Annotated in this window: 17 protein-coding genes and 1 tRNA gene; 8 read left to right on the top strand and 10 right to left on the bottom strand. The window is 67.4% G+C overall.

The features are described from left to right. Positions 1 to 18: 18 nt before the first annotated feature. From EZ313_RS21780 to EZ313_RS21745, 8 genes are all read right to left on the bottom strand, one after another. Positions 19 to 738 (bottom strand): ABC transporter ATP-binding protein, encoded by a 720-nt coding sequence (locus tag EZ313_RS21780; protein WP_135265431.1) that lies wholly within the window; start codon positions 736 to 738, stop codon positions 19 to 21. A 102-nt stretch (positions 739 to 840) separates the two neighbouring features. Beyond that, complete coding sequence (locus EZ313_RS21775) at positions 841 to 1,593, bottom strand: ABC transporter ATP-binding protein (protein WP_135265430.1); 753 nt, start codon at positions 1,591 to 1,593, stop codon at positions 841 to 843. Continuing rightward, the gene (locus tag EZ313_RS21770; RefSeq protein ID WP_135265429.1) at positions 1,586 to 2,611 is read right to left on the bottom strand and encodes a branched-chain amino acid ABC transporter permease; all 1,026 of its coding nucleotides are present in this window, start codon (positions 2,609 to 2,611) and stop codon (positions 1,586 to 1,588) included. Before EZ313_RS21770 ends, EZ313_RS21775 begins: the two co-directional genes overlap by 8 nt. Then, positions 2,608 to 3,471, bottom strand: a complete 864-nt coding sequence (locus tag EZ313_RS21765; RefSeq protein ID WP_135265428.1) for a branched-chain amino acid ABC transporter permease — start codon at positions 3,469 to 3,471, stop codon at positions 2,608 to 2,610. The genes EZ313_RS21770 and EZ313_RS21765 overlap by 4 nt, the downstream gene beginning before the upstream one ends. A 9-nt stretch (positions 3,472 to 3,480) precedes the next feature. Further along, on the bottom strand, positions 3,481 to 4,098 hold the full coding sequence (locus EZ313_RS21760; RefSeq protein WP_135265427.1) for a LysE family translocator: 618 nt from the start codon (positions 4,096 to 4,098) through the stop codon (positions 3,481 to 3,483). A gap of 61 nt (positions 4,099 to 4,159) precedes the next feature. Next, on the bottom strand, positions 4,160 to 5,347 hold the full coding sequence (locus EZ313_RS21755) for an ABC transporter substrate-binding protein (protein WP_135265426.1): 1,188 nt from the start codon (positions 5,345 to 5,347) through the stop codon (positions 4,160 to 4,162). 95 nt (positions 5,348 to 5,442) lie between these two features. After that, entirely contained in the window at positions 5,443 to 7,020 is a 1,578-nt protein-coding gene (locus tag EZ313_RS21750; RefSeq protein ID WP_135265425.1) for a benzoate-CoA ligase family protein, read from the bottom strand. A 54-nt stretch (positions 7,021 to 7,074) separates the two neighbouring features. Further along, positions 7,075 to 7,545, bottom strand: coding sequence for a flavodoxin domain-containing protein (locus tag EZ313_RS21745; RefSeq protein WP_135265424.1), 471 nt, complete (start codon positions 7,543 to 7,545; stop codon positions 7,075 to 7,077). Positions 7,546 to 7,646: 101 nt separating this feature from the next. Between EZ313_RS21745 and EZ313_RS21740 the strand changes: the two genes are divergently transcribed. The 6 genes from EZ313_RS21740 to EZ313_RS21715 all read left to right on the top strand — a co-directional run bounded on the left by EZ313_RS21740 (position 7,647) and on the right by EZ313_RS21715 (position 13,724). Continuing rightward, positions 7,647 to 8,576, top strand: coding sequence for a helix-turn-helix transcriptional regulator (locus EZ313_RS21740; protein WP_135265423.1), 930 nt, complete (start codon positions 7,647 to 7,649; stop codon positions 8,574 to 8,576). Between the two features lie 102 nt (positions 8,577 to 8,678). Beyond that, positions 8,679 to 10,370 carry a 2,3-epoxybenzoyl-CoA dihydrolase gene (boxC, locus tag EZ313_RS21735; protein WP_135265422.1) on the top strand — a complete coding sequence of 564 codons (1,692 nt, stop codon included), beginning with the start codon at positions 8,679 to 8,681 and terminating at the stop codon, positions 10,368 to 10,370. Positions 10,371 to 10,506: 136 nt separating this feature from the next. Further along, positions 10,507 to 11,931 carry a benzoyl-CoA 2,3-epoxidase subunit BoxB gene (gene boxB, locus EZ313_RS21730; RefSeq protein ID WP_135265421.1) on the top strand — a complete coding sequence of 475 codons (1,425 nt, stop codon included), beginning with the start codon at positions 10,507 to 10,509 and terminating at the stop codon, positions 11,929 to 11,931. A 273-nt stretch (positions 11,932 to 12,204) separates the two neighbouring features. Continuing rightward, a complete protein-coding gene (locus EZ313_RS23830) occupies positions 12,205 to 12,639 on the top strand; it encodes a type II toxin-antitoxin system RelE/ParE family toxin (protein ID WP_135265668.1) in 435 nt (144 codons plus the stop codon). Next, positions 12,527 to 13,015: a helix-turn-helix domain-containing protein gene (locus EZ313_RS21720; protein WP_135265420.1), complete on the top strand. Its 489-nt coding sequence runs from the start codon at positions 12,527 to 12,529 to the stop codon at positions 13,013 to 13,015. Before EZ313_RS23830 ends, EZ313_RS21720 begins: the two co-directional genes overlap by 113 nt. Before the next feature lie 151 nt (positions 13,016 to 13,166). Beyond that, positions 13,167 to 13,724, top strand: coding sequence for a hypothetical protein (locus tag EZ313_RS21715; RefSeq protein WP_135265419.1), 558 nt, complete (start codon positions 13,167 to 13,169; stop codon positions 13,722 to 13,724). Between the two features lie 52 nt (positions 13,725 to 13,776). Here EZ313_RS21715 and EZ313_RS21710 read toward each other — a convergent pair whose 3' ends face one another. After that, entirely contained in the window at positions 13,777 to 14,169 is a 393-nt protein-coding gene (locus tag EZ313_RS21710) for a DUF488 domain-containing protein (RefSeq protein WP_167772695.1), read from the bottom strand. 47 nt (positions 14,170 to 14,216) lie between these two features. Here EZ313_RS21710 and EZ313_RS21705 point away from each other — a divergent pair. Both EZ313_RS21705 and EZ313_RS21700 read left to right on the top strand, forming a co-directional pair. Next, positions 14,217 to 14,293 (top strand) — tRNA-Pro (locus tag EZ313_RS21705). A gap of 12 nt (positions 14,294 to 14,305) precedes the next feature. Next, positions 14,306 to 15,685, top strand: coding sequence for an alkaline phosphatase PhoX (locus EZ313_RS21700; protein ID WP_135265417.1), 1,380 nt, complete (start codon positions 14,306 to 14,308; stop codon positions 15,683 to 15,685). Positions 15,686 to 15,718: 33 nt separating this feature from the next. Here EZ313_RS21700 and EZ313_RS21695 read toward each other — a convergent pair whose 3' ends face one another. Further along, positions 15,719 to 16,153: a DUF4383 domain-containing protein gene (locus tag EZ313_RS21695; protein WP_135265416.1), complete on the bottom strand. Its 435-nt coding sequence runs from the start codon at positions 16,151 to 16,153 to the stop codon at positions 15,719 to 15,721. Positions 16,154 to 16,188: the final 35 nt, after the last annotated feature.

Here is a 16,188-nt window from a genome sequence, read left to right as displayed (position 1 = left end):
CTAAGCGGTTCGACAAAGCTAAACGCCCAAGTGCTGCGTCAACACTTCAGGCCGGGACCTCAACTCGTCGGATGTCCCGCTGAACACGACCTCGCCCTTGACCAGGATCAGGTTGCGATTGGTCAGCCGGGTGACGTGCTTCCAGTTCTTGTCGACGATCACCGTCGAGATGCCGGACTCCCGGATCAACCCGCAGATCCGCCAGATCTCCCGCGCGATCAGCGGCGCCAGGCCTTCCGTCGCTTCATCGAGGATCAGCACGTCCGGATTCGTCATCAGCGCGCGCCCGATCGTGAGCATCTGCTGCTCGCCGCCCGACAGCTGCTGCCCGCCATGCGACAGCCGTTCCGCCAGCCGCGGAAAGGTCTGGAGGACCCGCTCGAACGTCCAGTCCCGCTGCCCGTTCGTACCGGGCCTGGCGGCCATCTTCAGGTTCTCGACCACGCTCAGGTTGCCGAAGATGCCGCGGCCCTCGGGCACGTAGGCGACGCCGCATTTGGCGATCTCGTAGGGGGCGCAGCCGGTCATGTCGCGGCCCTTGACGTGCACCGTGCCGCCGCGCGGCTTGACGAGGCCCATGAGCGTCTTGAGCAGCGTGGTCTTGCCCATGCCGTTTCGTCCCATGAGGCCGATGGTCTCGCCGCGGGCGACCTGGAAATCGACGCCGCGCAGGATGTGGCTCTGGCCGTAGTAGGTCTGCAGGCCGCGGGCGTCGATGAGGAGTTCGGTGGTGCTCATGTTGCTGAAATGCGGAACGCAGAAACCGCAGAAAACGCGAAAAGCGCAGAGTGATTCGAGACGCCGTTCAAGCTCATTTCTGCGCTTTCTGCGTTCGGCTGTTCAATGCTCTTCCCCCAAATAGGCCGCGCGCACGCCGGCGTCGGCGCGGATCTGCTCCGGCGTGCCGCTGGCGATCACCTGGCCATTGACCATCACCGTGAGCCGGTCGGCCAGCGCGAACACCGCGTCCATGTCGTGCTCCACCAGCATGATCGCGTGGGCCTGCTTGAGGCGCTGCAGCAGCGCCACCATGCGCTCGGCCTCCACCGTGCCCATGCCGGCGAGCGGTTCATCCAGCAGCAGCACCTGCGGCTCGGTGGCCAGCGTCATCGCGATCTCCAGCTGCCGCTGCTCGCCGTGGCTGATGGTGCCCGCGATGGCTTCGCGTCGGTGCTCCAGGCCCGCCAGGACCATCGCCTTCTCGGCCCGCTCGTTGGTGACCGAGTGCGAGGTGGCGCTGCTCAACCAGCTCGCCGCACGCTGCGCGCGCGATTGCGAGGCCAGCCGCACGTTCTCCCACACGGTGAACGGCAGGAAGATGTTGGTCTTCTGGTAGCTGCGGCCCAGGCCCGCGCGCGAGATCTTCTCGGGCGAGCGCCCCGTTGTTTCCGCGCCGCCCAGGTGGATGGTCCCGGTGGTCGGCGGCAGGTCGCCCGAGAGCAGGTTGGTCAGCGTCGACTTGCCCGCGCCATTCGGTCCGATGACGGCATGGATGCGGCCGCGCCAGAGGTCGACGGAGACGCCGTTCACCGCCGCGAGGCCGCCGAAGCGCTTGACGAGGTTCTTCGCGGAGAGCAGCACTTCGTCAGCCACGGTGCTCTCCCTTGCTCCGCAGCACGCGCTCTGCCAGGCCGAGCAGGCCACGCGGCGCGAAGGCCACCACGAGCACGATGAAGAGGCCCATCCAAAGCTGCCAGTGCTTGCCCGCGCGAAAGCCGCCGATGTCGGGCGCGTCCTTGAACAGGTGCAGCAGGTACTCGAAGGCAAAGGCGCCGACGATCGCGCCGGCGAAGTTGCCCATGCCGCCGAGGATGACCATCATGATCGCGTGCGCGCTCATGTGGAATCCCATCAGCTCGGGGTTCACGAAGCCGGTCTGCGCACCCCACAGATAGCCGGCCAGCCCTGCCAGGCCGCCCGCGAGCGTGAACGCGGCGAGCTTGTAGCCGAAGGTGCCGTAGCCCAGCGCGCGCATGCGGTGCTCGTTCACGCGGATCCCGGCCAGCACGCGGCCGAAGGGACTCCACAGCACCCGCCGCAGGAACAGGTAGACCAGCACCAGGCACGCGAGGGTGAAGAAGTAGAAGACCTTGCGGTTCTCCAGGTCGAACAATGCGGCGTCGGGCTTGAGGTTGATGTAGACGCCGTCCGAGCCGCCCAGGCGCAGCGGCAGGCCCAGGAGGCTGACTTCCTTGTTGTCGAACACCAGGTAGAACAGCATCTGCGCGAATGCCATCGTGACCATGATGAAGTAGATGCCGTGGGTGCGGACCACGAAGAAGCCGATCACCAGGGCGAACAGCGCCGACGCAAGCACTGCACCCGGCAACGTCCACCACAGGCTCACCGTGCCGCTGTCCGTGGACACCAGCGAAAGGAAATAGCCGCCGATGCCGAAGAAGGCCGCGTGCCCAAGCGACACCAGGCCGGTGACGCCCTGCAGCAGGTCCAGGCTCATCGCGAAGATGGCCAGGATCATCATGCGGGCCATCATGGCCGCGTAGAAGTCGGTGCTGACGAAGGGAAACGCCGCCAGGGCGATCAGGCCCAGCACCAGCAGCAGCTGCAGGCTGCGCGGCAGGACTTCGAGGTGGGACTTGGCGACGCTCATTGCTTGAACAAGCCTTCCGGTTTCCACAGCAGCACGGCCGCCATCAGCATGTAGACCAGCATGCCGGCGATCTGCGGCAGCAGCACCTTGCCGAAGGTGTCGACGGTGCCCACCAGCAGCGCGGAGATGAGCGCGCCGCGCACCGACCCGATGCCGCCGATCACCACCACCACGAAGCACATGATGAGGACCTGCGAGCCCATGTTGGGGTAGACGCTGGAGATCGGCGCGGCGATCATGCCGGCGATGGTGGCCAGCCCCACGCCGATGGCGAACACGATGGCGTGGATGCGCTTGATGTTGACGCCCAGCGCCTCCGTCATGTCGTGGTTGAAGGCGCCGGCCCGGATCTTCATGCCCAGCCGGGTCTTCGAGATCAGGAAGTACAAGGCCAGTGCGAGTGCGATGCACACGCCCGACATGAACAGCCGGTACACCGGGTAGGACAGGTTCTCGGTGAGCGGGATCGAGGCGCCCAGCGTCGCGGGAATGTTGACGCCGTGCACATCGTCGCCCCACAGGATGGAGCGCATCTCCTCGAACACGTAGATCAGGCCGAACGTGAGCAGCACCTGGTCGAGGTGGTCGCGGTGATAGAAGTGGCGGAACAAGAGGCGCTCGAGCAGCAGCCCGAAGGCCACGGCCAGCACGGCGCCCAGCAGGATGGCCACCGTCAGGCTGCCCAGGCGGCTGGACAGCGACCACGCCACGTACGCGCCCAGCATGTAGAAGCTGCCGTGCGCGAGGTTGACGACGCCCATGATCCCGAAGATCAGCGTCAGGCCGGCCGCCAGCATGAACAGCAGCAGCCCGTACTGGACGCTGTTGAGCAGCTGGAGCAGGAAAAGCGAGAAGTCCATGGGACGTCCTCAGGCGTTGCGCCGCGAGAGCAGCAGCAGGCCGGCCATCAGCGTGAACAGCCCGCCGCAGACGCGATTGATCCAGCGCACCACGCCCGTCCGTTGCAGCCAGCCCGCGAGGCGGCCCACGCCGAACGCGCAGGCCACCAGCATCAGGAAGTCGCCGGACACGAACGTGAGGGACAGGATCGCGAACTGCGGCAACATGGGCGAGGCCGGGTCGATGAACTGCGGGAAGAACGCGGCGAAGAAGAGCAGCGCCTTCGGGTTGCTCGCGCCCACCAGCAGCCCTTGCATGAACAGCGAGCGGTGCGGCGGCGCGGCGGGCGTGAGCCCGAGCCGGTCTCCCGCGCGGAACGTCCTGACGCCCAGCCAGACCAGGTACGCGGCGCCCAGCACCTTGAGCGCGGTGAACGCCGCCTCGGACGCGGCGAGCACGGCGCCCAGGCCGAGCGCCGACAGCGCCATCACGCCGAGACTGGCGGTCAGCGCGCCGCCCGCGGACACGAGCGCGCGGCCCGGTCCGTGGTTCACGGCGTTGGACAGCGTCATCAGCAGGGTCGGCCCCGGCGTGACGATCAGGACGCTGACCGCGGCGACGTACAGGAGGTAGGTGGACAGGGTCATCCGGCGGAGTATCGGGCAAGAAAAAGGGAGGCCACGGCCTCCCTCAGCGGAACAGAACCCCTCAGCCCAGCTTGCAGCCGGCGCCCGAATCGGCCAGCGCCTTGGCGGCGATGCCGACCACCTTGTTGTCCTTGTTCTCCACGCGGCGCAGGTAGATGTCCTGGATCGGGTTGTGCGCCTTGCTCATCGACCACTTGCCGCGCGGGCTGTCGATGGTCTGCGTCTCCAGCGCCTTGTAGAGCGCCTGCTTGTTGCCGATGTCGCCCTTGACGGCGCCCATGCCCTGCGACAGCAGCAGGCCGGTGTCGTAGCCCTGCACGGCGTACACGTCGGGCTGCAGCTTGAAGGTTCGGGCGAAGTCGCCGCGGAATTTCTGGTTGCGGGGCGTGTCGAGCGAATCCGCGTAGTGCATCGTGGTCATGATGCCCTCGGCGGCCGGGCCCGCGGCGTCGAGCACGCCTTCGGTCAGGAAGCCCGAGCCCCACAGCGGGATGCGGTCCTTCAGCCCCGCGGCCGCGTAGTCGCGGATGAACTTGGCCGCGCCGCCGCCGGCGAAGAAGCAGGCCACGGCGTCCGGCTTGAGCGACGCGATCTCGGTGAGCAGCGCCTGGAACTCCACGTTGGGGAAGGGCAGGCCCAGCTCCTTGACGATGGTGCCGCCGGCCTTGGTGTAGCTGTCCTTGAAGCCTTCGAACGCCTCGTCGCCCGCGGCGTACTTCCACGTGATCCAGACCGCGCGCTTGAGGCCCTTGTCCATCATGGGCTTGCCCAGCGCCAGCGTGGGCTGGCTGTTGGTGAACGAGGTGCGGAAGACGTTGGGCGCGCACAGGGCGCGGGTGGCGGCGTGCACGCCGGCGTTGGGGATCAGGTTCAGCACGCCGGAGTCGCGCGCGACACGCTGGATGCCCATCTGCACGCCCGAGTGCACGGTGCCGATCAGCACGTCGACCTTGTCGCGCTGGACCAGGCGCTGCGCGTTCTCCACGCCCTTGGACGGCTCGGACTCGTCGTCCACCTTGAACCACTCGATGTCGCGGCCGCCCAGCTTGCCGCCGCGCTCGTCGATGGCCATGCGCACGCCGTTCTCGATGTTCACGCCCAGCTGCGCGAACGTGCCGGTGTACGGAAGCATGAAGCCCACGCGCACGCGGTTGGATTGCGCGCGCACGATCTGCGGCAGCAGCAGGCCGACCGAGGCGGCGCCGACGGCGGCGGCACCGCGGGTGAGGACGAGACGGCGGGTGGTCATGGAGCGCTCCTTTTCATTTGTTTAGGCTTGAAGCATTTGTACCTGATGTCACTGCCGCGCCGCCACATGAATAACCCGTAAGGCGCGGCTGCCGCTCAGCGCGCCTGCGATGTCGCCCGCAGCTTGAAGCGCTGGATCTTGCCGGTGGCGGTCTTGGGCAGCTCGGGCACGAACTCGATCCAGCGCGGGTACTTGTAGGGCGCCAGCTGGTTCTTCACGTGCTGCTGCAGGTCGGCCTCGCTGGCCCGCTGTCCCGGCTTGAGCACCACATACGCCTTGGGCTTGACCAGCTGGTCGCTGTCGGCCACTCCGATCACGGCGGCCTCCAGAACCGCCGCATGCGTCATCAGCGACGCCTCCACCTCGAACGGCGAGACATAGATGCCGCCGACCTTGAGCATGTCGTCGCTGCGGCCGCCGTAGGTGTAGTAGCCGTCGGCGTCGCGTGTGTACTTGTCGCCGCTGCGCGTCCACTCGCCGGCGAAGGTCGCCTTGGTCTTGGCGCGGTTGTTCCAGTACATCAGCGCCGCGCTCGGGCCGCTGATCTGCAGTTCGCCGATCTCGCCCACACCGCATTCGCGTCCGTCGTCGCCGACGATGCGCAGCTCGTAGCCGGGGACCGCCTGCCCGGTGGTGCCGTAGCGCACCGCGCCCGGACGGTTCGACAGGAAGATGTGCAGCATCTCGGTGGAGCCGATGCCGTCCAGGATCTCGACGCCGTACTCGGCCGTCCAGCGCTTGCCGATCTCGGCCGGGAGCGCTTCGCCCGCGCTGGTGCAGACGCGCAGGTTGAGGTCCGATCGTTTGGGCCGGTCGGCGTCGGCCAGCAGCGCGGCGTAGAGCGTGGGCACGCCGTAGAAGATGGTCGGGCGGTGCTTCTTCAGCACCGCGAAGACGTCGGCCGGCGTCGGCCGGGTGGGCAGCAGCACGGTCGTGGCGCCGACGCTCATCGGGAAGGTGAGCGCGTTGCCCAGTCCGTAGGCGAAGAACAGCTTGGCCGCCGAGAAGACGACGTCGTCCTCGCGGATCCCCAGCACGCCGCGGCCATACAGCTCCGCGGTCTGGATCAGGTGGCTGTGCAGGTGCACCGTGCCCTTGGGCGTGCCGGTGGAGCCGCTCGAGTAGAGCCAGAAGCAGGGGTCGTCGCAGCAGGTCGCGGCCACCTGCGGCGTGGCGTCTCCGGCGGCGACCATCCCAGCCACGGAGTCGGGGCCCTCGCCACCCGCGACGATGACCGTCTCGAGCGTGGGCACCTTGCCGGCAATGCCGTCGAAGGTGGCGGCCAGCGGCTTGGAGACGAACAGCGCCTGCGCGCGCGAATCGCGCAGCATGAATTCGAAGTCGGGCGCGGTGAGCAGCGTGTTGGCGGCGATCGGCACCACGCCGGCCAGGATGCAGCCGAGGAAAACGACCGGCCACTCGGGCGTGTCGAGCATCGCCATGAGCACGCGCGATTCGGGCTGGAAGCCGCGGGCGCGCAGCGCGTTGGCGAAGCGGTGTGCCTGCTGCTCGAGCTCGCCGTAGGCGAGGGCGCGGCCGCTTGCCGCGTCGATGAACGCGGGCCTGGAGGCTCGGCCTGCATTGCGCGCGAGGAGGTCATGCGCCGCGTTGTAGTCGCGCGGGATCTCCACCCGCGGCGGGCTGGTGCTGTGGTCGGCTTGGCTCAGGCGCATGGGTCTCCTCGTGTTGTGGTCGCCTTGGTGTTCGCGGGTCCTGCCCGCTGGCCGTCAGGCCGCCGCTTCTTCGTCCGCCAGGGCCTGCGTCAGCCACTGGCGGCACCAGGCCGTGCCTTCTTCCTCGGGCATGGTCCCGGCGCTGGCGTCGTGGCACCAGACTTCGCCGATTCGGCGCGCGCCCAGGTTCTGCATGCGCTCATCGAACTTCTTGCCGCCGAAGCAGAAGGTCTGCAGGTAGGTGCGGTCTCCCAGGGCGATCACGCCGTACCGCACGTGTCCGAGGTACTTGGGCGACTCCTCGAGCGAGTCGTAGAGCGCCCGCGCGTTGTCCGGCACGTCGCCGGACCCGTAGGTCGAGGTGCAGATGAGATAAAGTGCATCTTCGTCGAACACGGAGATGTCGAGGCCGTCCATCAGGACGACTTCGATGTCATCCACCAGATCGGCGCAATCCATCTGGATGGCCTGCGCGACATAGTCGGCGGTACTGGTCATGGTGCCGACGAGGATCTTGAGCTTCATGGTCATGCGTCCTGTTGACCGACATGCACTAAACTGCTTGACATGTCGTTGGGCGGAAGTATACTGCAATCTTGATCCACGTCAAACCGGATCGAAAAAAGATGCCCACCCCGCAGCTCATCAACGACACCGATACCGACGCAAAGGCCACCCTGGCCGAGCTGGGCGCGCGTGTGCGCGCCTGGCGCGCCCGCCGCGGCATGACCCGCAAGCAGCTGGCCCGCGACTCGGGGCTGTCCGAGCGTTTCCTGGCGGATGTGGAAAGCGGCAAGGGCAACGTCTCGATCAACTCGCTGGAAGCCACGGCGCGCGCGCTCAACATCACCATCCTGGAGCTGCTGCAGGACGCGCCGCGCCCCGCGCTGGCCCGGTTGCACCACCTGCTCGGCCGCCTGGACGAGACGCAGCTCGACCAGGCCTATTCACTCCTGGCCGGCGCCTTCGGGCTCGGCGATGCACAAGGCCGCGAGCGCCGCATCGCGCTGATCGGCCTGCGTGGCGCCGGCAAGTCGACGCTGGGCGCGCAGCTCGCCGCGCAGCGCGGCGTGCCCTTCGTCGAGCTCGACCGGGAGATCGAGCGCGAGGCCGGCACCAGCATGAACGAGATCCTGCTGCTGCACGGCCAGGCCGGCTACCGCCGCTACGAGCGCCGCGCGCTCTTCCGCATCGCCGAGGACCACGAGGATGGCGTGGTGATGACCACCGGCGGGAGTATCGTGAGCGAGCGCGAAACGTTCGACCTGCTGCAGAGCCGCTTCTACTGCGTCTGGCTGAAGGCCAGCCCGCAGGAGCATATGAGCCGCGTGGTCGCCCAGGGCGACATGCGGCCTTTCGACACCACGCGCGGTGCGACCAACGAGGCGATGGAGGACCTGCGCCGGATCCTCGTCAGCCGCGAACCGCTCTACGCCCGTGCCGATGCGGTGGTGGACACCGCCGCGCGCACGGTGAAGCAATCCCTCAAGGACCTGGAACGCGCCGTTCCGGCCCTTGCGCCCCGAACGACCAAGGAGCCGACTCATGAAGCGTAGGGCGAGGGGCCCCAGCTTGCTGGGGATCGACCCGCGGAATGAGGCGGTGGCGGGCGACCGCCCCGATGTGAAGTTCAGACCTGAAGTTAAGGAGCCCGCCTGATGAATGCAATGACCGAACCCCTGCTGTTCAAGCAGGGCGAGCGCGAACTGGTGCGCTTTTCCACGCAGCCCGCGAAGTACCAGCACTGGACCCTCAGCGTGGAAGGCGACGTCGCGCGCCTCAAGCTGGACATCAACGAGGACGGCGGCATCAAGCCGGGCTACAAGCTCAAGCTGAACTCGTACGACCTGGGCGTGGACATCGAGCTGCACGACGCCCTCAACCGCATCCGCTTCGAGCACCCCGGCGTCAAGGTGGTGGTGTTCGAGTCGGGCAAGGAAAAAATCTGGTGCTCGGGCGCCAACATCTACATGCTGGGGCTGTCCTCGCACGCCTGGAAGGTGAACTTCTGCAAGTTCACGAACGAGACGCGCAACGGCCTCGAAGACTCCTCTGCCCACGAGGGCCTGAAATCGGTCGCGGCCGTCACCGGCGCCTGCGCGGGCGGCGGCTACGAGCTCGCCCTGGCGTGCGACCGCATCGTGATGGTCGACGACCGCGCGTCCACCGTGAGCCTGCCCGAGGTGCCGCTGCTGGGCGTGCTGCCCGGCACCGGCGGGCTGACGCGGGTGACGGACAAGCGCAAGGTGCGCCGCGACCTCGCCGACATCTTCTGCACCACCAGCGAAGGCGTGCGCGCCGACCGCGCCAAGGACTGGAAGCTGATCGACGCCTACGCCAAGCCGCAGCAGTTCCCGCAGCTGGTCGAGGCGGAAGTCGAGGCGCTGCGCAAGCAGTCCACGCGCCAGGGGCCGGACAAGGGCATCGAGCTCACGCCGGTGGAAGCGAGCATCGACGAGCAGGGCTACCACTACTCGATCGTCGACGTGGCCATCGACCGAAATGCGCGCGTCGCCACGTTCACCGTCAATGCGCCCGCCGCTGCCATCGAAGCCACGCCGGATGCCATCGTCGCCGCAGGCGCCAGCTGGTGGCCGCTGAAGTTCGCGCGCGAGCTGGACGACGCCATCCTGCAGCTGCGCACCAACGAGCTGGAGATCGGCACCTGGGTGATCAAGACCCGTGGCGACGCGCAGCGCGTGCTGCAGATGGACCGGGTGCTGGAGCAGCACAAGGCCCAGTGGCTGGTCCGAGAAACGACCGGCCTGCTGCGCCGCACGCTGGCCCGCCTGGACGTCACGAGCCGTTCGCTGATCGCGCTGGTCGACCAGGGCTCCTGCTTCGCCGGGACGTTCTACGAGCTGGCCCTGGCCTGCGACCGCATCTACATGCTGGACCTGCCCGATGCGCCCGATGCCGCGCCCGCGCTGCACCTGTCCGTGGCCAACTTCGGCCGCTACCCGGAAGTCAACGGCCTCACGCGCCTGGAGACCCGATTCAACGAGGACGCGGCCACGATCGAGCAGGTCCGCGGCCTCGGCGACAGCCCGCTGCGCGCCGACCAGGCCCTGGGCCTGGGCCTGGTGACGCTGACGCCGGACGACATCGACTGGGACGACGAGATCCGGCTGATGCTGGAAGAGCGCGCGTCGCTCTCGCCCGATGCCCTGACCGGCATGGAAGCCTCGCTGCGCTTCCCCGGCAAGGAAACCATGGAGACGCGCGTCTTCGGGCGCCTGTCGGCCTGGCAGAACTGGATCTTCATCCGCCCCAACGCCGTGGGCGAGGAAGGCGCGCTGAAGCTGTTCGGCACCGGGAAGAAGTCCCGGTTCGACTGGAAGCGCGTTTAAGGATGAAAGCGGACAGCCGTACGCGGAAATCGCGGAATCGCGCAGAAAACGCTGAAGACATGACTCAGATTTTTTCTGCGTCCTCTGCGTGGTTTCCGTCTTTTCTGCGTACCGGAGTCCATAGCAAGGAAACATCATGAGCACCATCGACCTCCAAGCCTTGATTCCCAACAACGTCGGCCTGTCCGACAACCGCCAGCTGCAGCGCGCGCTGGAGCACTGGCAGCCCGCCTTCCTGCGCTGGTGGGACGAGATGGGCCCGAGCGACTTCAAGGCCAACGACGTCTACCTGCGCACCGCCGTGGGCGTGGACGCTTCCGGCTGGGCCCAGTACGGCTACACGCCGATGCCCGACTACCGCTGGGGCATCTTCCTGGCCGACAAGCAGGAAGGCCGCAAGATCGGCTTCGGCGACTTCATGGGCCAGGACGCCTGGCAGGACGTGCCCGGCGAGTTCCGCTCCACCTTCCGCCGCCTGATCGTGACGCAGGGCGACACCGAGCCCGCGTCGGTCGAACAGCAGCGCCTGCTGGGCCACACCGCGCCGTCGCTCTACGACCTGCGCAACCTGTTCCAGGTGAACGTGGAGGAAGGCCGCCACCTCTGGGCCATGGTCTACCTGCTGCACGCCTACTTCGGCCGCGACGGCCGCGAGGAGGCAGAGGAACTGCTGGAGCGCCACTCGGGCGACCCGGACAAGCCGCGCATCCTGGGCACGTTCAACGAGCCGATGGAGAACTGGCTCTCGTTCTTCATGTTCACCTACTTCACCGACCGTGACGGCAAGTTCCAGTTGAAGAGCCTGGCCGAGAGCGCGTTCGACCCGCTTTCGCGCACCTGCCAGTTCATGCTGACCGAGGAAGCGCACCACATGTTCGTGGGCGAGACCGGCGTCGGCCGCGTCATCCGGCGGACTCTGGAGGTGATGAAGGAGCTGGACACCGACGACTGGAAGAAGGTGCGCAACGCCGGCGCCATCGACCTGCCGACCATCCAGAAGTTCATGAACTTCTGGTTCTCCAGCTCGCTGGACCTGTTCGGGTCCGAGGCATCGTCCAACGCGGCCAACTACTTCAGCAACGGCATCAAGGGCCGCCCCGACGAGTCGAAGTTCGCCGACCACGTGGAGACCGACACGTCGATGACGATCCAGGTGCCGGACGGCAAGGGCGGCGTGCGGGACGAAAACATCTCGGTGCGCAACGGCATCAACGAGATCACGCGCCTGGAATACGCCAAGGACTGCAACGTGGGCCTGACCCGCTGGAACATGGGCGTCAAGCGCGCCGGCGTGCCCTTTGAGTTCAAGCTGCCGTCCACGCGCTTCCGCCGCAGCGTCGGCGCCTGGGCCGGACTGCACACCGACCCGCAGGGCAACCCGATCACGGCCGCCGAGTTCGAGGCGAAGAAGGATGACTGGCTGCCGACGCAAGAAGACATCAGCTTCGTCAAGAGCCTGATGCAGCCCGTGACCCAGCCCGGCAAGATGGCCGCGTGGATCGCGCCGCCGGACCGCGGCATCAATGCGCAGCCGGTCGAGTACGAGTACGTGAAGCTCTGACGCGTCTCTGCGCGGTGCAGTTCAAAAGCCGGCCCTTGGGCCGGCTTTTTTTTGGCGGCTTCCAGCGAGCGGAATCCCTCCGCAACCCTGCGGAGACGAAAGGGTTGGTGGCGTCGAAAGCTGCGGAACGAGACTGGCCTTCGGCTCATCCCATGGCCACATCATCATTAAGTGATATCATTCAAAAGTGATCAACCCGCGCGCCCGCAACAGGAGCAATCCGGGCACTGGGAAGTTGAGTTCCACGAGGAGTTCGTGCCGGAATACAAGGCGATGGACACCGAACAGAAGAAGGCGTTGCTCGCCGCGGTCACGGCGCTGGAGGCAAGAGGCCCCGCGGCTGGAAGACCCTTGGTGGGCACGCTCAGGAACGGCAGGCATCCGAACATGAAGGAGCTGCGGTACGACGCCCATGGCAAGACGCAGGTCTGGAGGGCGGTGTTCGCATTCGATCCGCAGCGCAACGCGATCGTGCTCGTTGCGGGCGAGAAGCAGGGCGGCGCCGAGGAGCAGTTCTACAGGGACCTTCTGAGGAAGGCGAACAAGCGGTTCGACAGCCACTTGGGAAATTTCGCAAGCGATCAGGAGCAGAGGAATGGCGAAAAAACTGAAAGACCTGATGGCCGAGCTCTCGGCCGAGGATCGCCGCGACGTCCGGCAGCGGGCCCGCCTGCACATCCGCGCCATGGAAGACGCGGAACGTCTTGACCAGATCCGCAAGGCGGCGGACCGCAACCAGAGCGAGGTCGCGCGGCTGATGGGGATCGGCCAGAACGCGGTCTCGCAGCTCGAGAAGCGCGACGACCTGCAGCTCTCTACCCTGCACCGCTACGTCACGAGCCTCGGCTTGCGCCTGGAGCTGGCGGTCGTCTCCGCAAGTGGCGAGCGGGCTGTGCTCAGGAACTACCAGCCGTGGCGCGGCATGGGAACGGCCGCAGGCAAGGCGGTGCGCGCCGCGCAGCAAGTGGCACCGGGCAAGAAAGCTCCCGCCGGAACGGCCTCCGATCCGCAGAAGGCCGTGGCATCAAAGGGCGCCATCCGGCCTCCGCGCAGCGCAACCCGGAAAGCCGCGAAGAATCGCTGATGCCTCAGCGCGAGGCATCTCCTACCCGCGGTCGGACTGGCCGCACTGTGATGCTTTCCCATGTCCGACCGGCCGCAGCCCGGCCGCGGCCCATGCTCATCCCATACCCCGACGCAATCCGCCAGGGGCCTCACCCCATGGAGATGAATGCATGAGCAGACTTCTTAGCCTTCTGGTCGCCTCGCTGGTCGCGGGCGGCGCCATCGCGCAGACCAGCACGAGCAGCTCGACCACCACGCCCTCCGCCGGCACGTCGGCCAGTGGCAGCACCAGCCAGTCGAGCGACACCAACGTGCAAGGGCAGGGCGCCACCACCACAGGCACGCTGGGCGCGAGCGGCGGCGCCATCGTGCAGCCTGGCTCGACCGCAGCCACGACCGGCACGGCGCCGGGAACGAGCACCACACAACCGAGCGGCAGCGCCGGCACGACAGCGGGGACGGGCACGACGGGCAGCACCACGGGTAGCGGAACGACGCTTTCGGGCAGCAGCGGCACCGGCACGACCGGCACGCTGGGCGCCAGCGGCACTTCCGGGTCCGCCTCGACCGGCACGCAGTCGAATGTGGGCAGCACGGGCACGACCTCGTCGACCAGCGCGGACTCCGACTCCTCCAGGATGGGAAACCGCGACTGCCCGCCGGGACTGGAGAAAAAGGACAACGGCTGCCTGCCGCCGGGACAGGCCAAGAAACAGCAGGCGCAGTGACGTCACACGCTCACCGGAGCGAAAACGCCGGCCTCGCGCCGGCTTTTTTTATTCAGTCAGCGGCAATCTCGGCGCCGTGCTGCGCCAGCAGCTCCCGCAGCAGCGAGCGATGGCAGCGCGCCTCGTTCTCGCAGTAGCAGCCCATCGAAAAATTGCTCTGGTGCGACAGCGCCGCAAGCAGGTCCAGCGTTCGGCTGGCGTCCGGTTCGGCCATCTCGGCCCGGTACTTGCGCGCGAATGCGGCCCATTCCTTGTCGGTCTGCGCGGCCATCGCCGCCTGCACGTTCCCGGCGCTCGGTGCCAGGTTGGGGAACCACACGTCGTACCAGTTGCCCGAGGCGAACTGGGACTTCGGCACCCCGCGCGGTGGTCGCCGCACCGTGCCGATGCGCAGCCCTTCGCCCGCCGCCCGCGGTGTGCCCAGCCTCACGATCCGGATCGCCATCGCCTTGCCTCCTGGCCGGCGCGCCCGGCCGCTAGAATGCCTGCGTTCGGAGCGTAGCGCAGTCTGGTAGCGCATCTGGTTTGGGACCAGAGGGTCGGAGGTTCGAATCCTCTCGCTCCGACCATTTCGAGAGCAGTTGACCTCTTCCCGCCGCAACTTCATCCGGTTCCTGGGCACGAGCGCCGCGATCTCACCGTTGGCCGCCCTGTATTCCCGCGCGGCGCAGAACGGGAGGACCGTCGGGCCCGGCTTCGGCGACCTGTCGTCGGTCCTGCCCCTGAACACCGCGGACATGGTCGTCCCGGGCGTGTTCGATTACCGCAACCAGCCGCTGCTGATGCTGCCGCCGGGATTCCGCTACTGGGCGATCTCGTGCACCGGCCAGTGGATGAGCGACGGCACCCTCGTGCCCGGCGACCACGACGGCATGGCCGCCTTCCAGGGCGCGCAGGGCACGACGATCCTGGTGCGCAACCACGAGCTCATCAACCGCGAGCCGAAATTCGGCAACGAGAGAGGCGTCGACGTTCCCGACGCCCTGAAGTTCGACCGCTACGCCACCGGTGGCACCACGACGCTCGTGCTGGATGCGCAGGGCAAGCTGCTGCGCGACTTCGCTTCGCTGGGCGGCACCAACAACAACTGCGCCGGCGGACCCACGCCGTGGGGCAGCTGGCTCACCTGCGAGGAAAGCACCGCGCTGCCCGATGCGTCGCTCTCGACGTACCAGCAGCGGCACGGCTACGTCTTCGAGGTCCCCGCCCTCGCCGACGGGCCCACGCGCGCGACGCCCCTGCGCGGCATGGGACGCTTCAACCACGAGGCGACCGCCGCCGATCCGCGCACCGGCATCGTCTACCAGACCGAGGATGCGGGTGACGGGCTGTTCTACCGGTATGTCCCGAACCGGCGCGGGGCGCTGGTCCAGGGCGGCAAGCTGCAGGCCTTGAAGCTGAGGGAATTCCGAGGTGGCGTCAGCACCGGCCGGGGGTTCCTGGACAGGCTGAATCAGCCTATGCCCGTCGAATGGGTCGACATCCCCGAGCCCGACGCGCGCGACGACCTGTTCGCCAACAGCACGCGCGGGCAGGGCCAGGGTCAGGGCGCGGCGAGGTTCGTCCGCGGCGAGGGCGCCTGGTGGGGCGACGGGCTGGCCTATTTCTGCTGCACCACCGGCGGCAATCTCGGCGCTGGGCAGATCTGGGCCCACGATCCCGTACGCGAGACGCTCACGCTGGTGGTGGAGTCGACCAACCGTGCCGTGCTCGATGCGCCGGACAACATCACGGTCGGGCCGGACGGCCGGCTGTACATGTTCGAAGACGGCAGTGGCGGCAACAACATCCTCGGCGTCGACCGATCGGGAGAGCTGTTCCGCGTCGCGACCAACGCGATCAACGCGAGCGAGTTCTGCGGCGGCTGCTTTTCTCCCGACGGCCGCTTCCTGTTCGTGAACATCCAGGCCCCCGGGCTGACGCTTGTCATCGAGGGGCCCTGGGGCAAGGGACGGCCCTGACGGGGGCCATCCCTGCATCGGCAACGCGCGAACTCAGGCCCGCTCGGCCCGCTCGAGCCGGTGTTCCTGCCGGTGCATGAAGCCGAAATAAGCGCCGACCGCGGCCAGCACCGCATGCAGCCAGATGTCATGGCCATACAGCGGCACGAACCCGAACAGCGTGTGCAGGTTGCCTGCCGTGACGAGCCCCATCACCGTGAGGACTGCATAGGCGATCGCCACGCCCTGCCCGTAGGTGCGCGATGCAGCGTCCGTGCGCGACGCGGCCAGACCCCACGCGCCGAACAGCAGGTGCGCGATGTTGTGCAGCACGTTCACGGGGAACAGGCCCAGCACCAACCCGAGCCCGGACTTGAGCATCACGTTCGGGTGGTCATGCGGCACGGTGATGCCCGGGATGAAACCCGCCACGCCGACCAGAAGAAACACGATGCCGAACACCAGCGCGAAACGACGCAAGATGGACATGGGAACCTCCTTGAATGAAGTTGAACGTGACTTGA

The sequence above is a fragment of the Ramlibacter henchirensis genome, from assembly GCF_004682015.1.
Classification (GTDB): Bacteria; Pseudomonadota; Gammaproteobacteria; order Burkholderiales; family Burkholderiaceae_C; genus Ramlibacter; species Ramlibacter henchirensis.
Note: the sequence above shows the minus strand (reverse complement) of the source record. Positions and strands in the feature narration are given on the sequence as shown.